At 39.8% G+C, this 2517-nt stretch carries 4 protein-coding genes; 1 reads left to right on the forward strand and 3 read right to left on the reverse strand.

Features of this window, described 5'->3' with window-relative positions; genetic code table 11:
• Positions 1–241: 241 nt before the first annotated feature.
• Positions 242–1018, reverse strand: a complete 777-nt coding sequence (locus F6K37_RS37935) for a hypothetical protein (protein WP_287256209.1) — start codon at positions 1016–1018, stop codon at positions 242–244.
• A gap of 82 nt (positions 1019–1100) precedes the next feature.
• On the opposite strand from F6K37_RS37935, the gene F6K37_RS37940 reads away from it, so the two are divergent.
• Positions 1101–1400, forward strand: a complete 300-nt coding sequence (locus F6K37_RS37940) for a hypothetical protein (protein ID WP_287256212.1) — start codon at positions 1101–1103, stop codon at positions 1398–1400.
• Between the two features lie 120 nt (positions 1401–1520).
• Here the strand turns inward: F6K37_RS37940 and F6K37_RS37945 are convergent, their stop codons facing one another.
• Positions 1521–2192, reverse strand: coding sequence for a TraB/GumN family protein (locus F6K37_RS37945; RefSeq protein WP_287256214.1), 672 nt, complete (start codon positions 2190–2192; stop codon positions 1521–1523).
• A 129-nt stretch (positions 2193–2321) separates the two neighbouring features.
• Positions 2322–2517, reverse strand: a 196-nt coding sequence (locus F6K37_RS37950) for a hypothetical protein (protein WP_287256216.1), incomplete at its 5' end; no start/stop codon positions are given.

Consider the following 2517-nt stretch of genomic DNA (forward strand, 5'->3'; position numbering starts at 1 on the left):
GTTATTTTAGCCGCTCAAGCTATTTTAGTTACTAATTCTGGGTATGACGTTACTGTGGCAACCAATAATACAAAGCACCTATCTTTATTTGTCAATGCTCGGGAATGGCAAGAAATTTAAAAATTTATATGATTCATTATTACACCCGGAATTATCTTCTAAAATTAATAGGAATTTGGTGCGTTACATTTCATTAACGCACCCTACAATATCGGGCGATCGCACTGTTGAATGGCGCACCCTACAAGAGTGACGCCCGCACTATCTCCTCCATCGTACCAGCGTGTTTTTGGTTGAATTCCCCTATATCTCGATATACCTCATTTTTCGAAACTTGTACGTCTGGTGAATTTTTATCCTGAACCGCTTGATATATCGTCTCTTCCGCTGTAGCATTCTCTTCTTTATCCTCTGTAGTAGAGCTATCGGTGCTAGCAGTATTTTCGGCGGATTTAGAAACTTCAAATAGCTTTTCTCTTAAGGCATAGGCATCACGAACAAACTCATGAATTTGCTCTGGTGGAAGTTTTCTCGCGTCTGCTATTTTTTTGTTAATATCCTTTATCTCAGCATCCAGTTCATCTTTGGTCATATTAAACAAATGACCACCAATCGGTTTACCGGCTTGGCTGGACCCTAAGGCATCATAATGCTGGCTATAAGACTCCTTGAAGTTATTGAGTAAGGTTTGATAATCAGGGTCAGAGGTATTGGTATCTGAGTCATCTTTAGTTCCACTATCGGGAGAATCGCTGTCACGCTTGGTATAGGTTAAATGATCCATTAAAGCATAGGTATCCTTGAGCATTTTTTTGGTATTGTCTGAAGGGACTTTTACCGCTTTCTCCATCGCCTGAGCGAGTTGATACACTTGTTGATTTATCTCACTCTCGGTCATGGTAAATGGATTTTTTAATTGATCGAAACCTTTTACATCCTCCAATTTCTTAAACATATCGTCGGTAGAGTCTTTGAAAGAGGCTAGTTCCGACCTTGAGATGGGTTGACCACTTTCCATTTTGTCTCTAAGACCTTGCGCCTGCTTTAAAAGCGATGCAGCGCGGTCTTGGGGAGGCAGCGCGGTCTTGGGGGTTCCCCCCATGAGCGACTGCCGTGGTTTCCCCCATGAGCGACTGCATCAAGACAAAGAAGCTGCATCATCTTTGGACAGGTTAGAAGCACCAGCAAGAGCCTCACTCAATGTCTTGATCTCAGCCTCGGTGGTCATACCGGTGATCGGATTTATTTTTCCTTGGGATTGGGAGTTGGAAGAATCAGAAGAGGCTTTTGAAGACGCTTTCGCTTTCTTAGCATCTGTTTTTTTCTTGCGGATTTTTTTGACTTTACTTGAGAGTGACATATATAGTCGTTTCTTGGCTTATTATCATTTGATCTGGTGAGCGTGGAGGATTATTCTGTTTATCTGCTCTATCGCCTGCCTTGTCTATTTGGTATGTGCGTTATTAACACACCCAACAAGAGAGGCGATCGCATTCAGTACCTCTCTTTCTCCTCCCATTTTATTCTCCTTTTTGGCCGAAATTAAAATTCATCTTTACCTCTGTCCTAATTGCGACTGCAGGCACTGAAAGCATTTCTGAAAGACCGGGAACTCCTTTGTCGAAGCCTAACGTGTTTTTATCTTCTTCTTTATCTGTTTTATCTGTCTGAGTTTCCAGATGTGCATTCCCCACTAGAGCTATGTATTTACCACTATTCTGACTGTCTTTAATTACTTTCATTGCGTATATATTCATAGTGGCTTCCCTGGCCCTCTCTCGATCAGCTACGGAAGAATAGGGTCTTGTGGATGCTGCAGGCGAGTCGATACCGATAACCCGAATATCAGCTTGTTCTTTATTATTTTTAGCTTTTATAGCCTTCAATAAATCTAAATAACTGTAATTATCCTTTTTTGTTTTATTTATTAAAAAGCGTTGAAGTTCCGGTGAGAGTTCACCGTCTAGTTTTAAATAATCATCAACCATAGACTGATAGTCTGACCTTATGGCCTCCAGATAGACAGACTTAACTCCCATCCCAACAAAATTGTCGAGATTTTCAATTACCTGTTTTCTAGCAGCATCATCAGAATGCACTTCACCAATAATTAAGCCTTCTTCATTTTTAAGTATTGTCGCAATTGTATTATTCTCTGGATCTGGGTTATTTTGTACCCATTTGTCCTTCAAGTTCTTTTCTTGCTCAAAATTAAAATTGTTTGAGAATTTGACTCCTTCTTGCAGCAGTGCTTTATGTTCAGTATCAATTTTTTTTCGTCTCTTTTTGGTATCATCTTCTCCAAATAAATCGTCGAAAAATTAAGCGATGCCACTCTTGTGATTCGGAAACTTAGGATCGCGGCTCAAGTCCAGTGTCTGCAATATTAAATCAGCAACTTCAGGGTATTGATCTATAAGCTGCTGGCCAGAGTATTTTATTTTAAAAACATCTTTTGAAAACCTATTTTTCTCAAATACAAAATTTGGATCAGCTTCAACTCTGTAATTTTCTAGA

Origin of the sequence: Moorena sp. SIO4E2 (assembly GCF_010671945.1) — a bacterium.
Lineage (GTDB): Bacteria > Cyanobacteriota > Cyanobacteriia > Cyanobacteriales > Coleofasciculaceae > Moorena > Moorena producens.

Coding starts and splice junctions, on each gene's coding strand:
- F6K37_RS37940 (WP_287256212.1), top strand. CDS start 1,101: ATGAGCGACTGCCGTGGTTTCCCCCATGAGCGACTGCATCAAGACAAA.
- F6K37_RS37935 (WP_287256209.1), bottom strand. CDS start 1,018: ATGGAAAGTGGTCAACCCATCTCAAGGTCGGAACTAGCCTCTTTCAAA.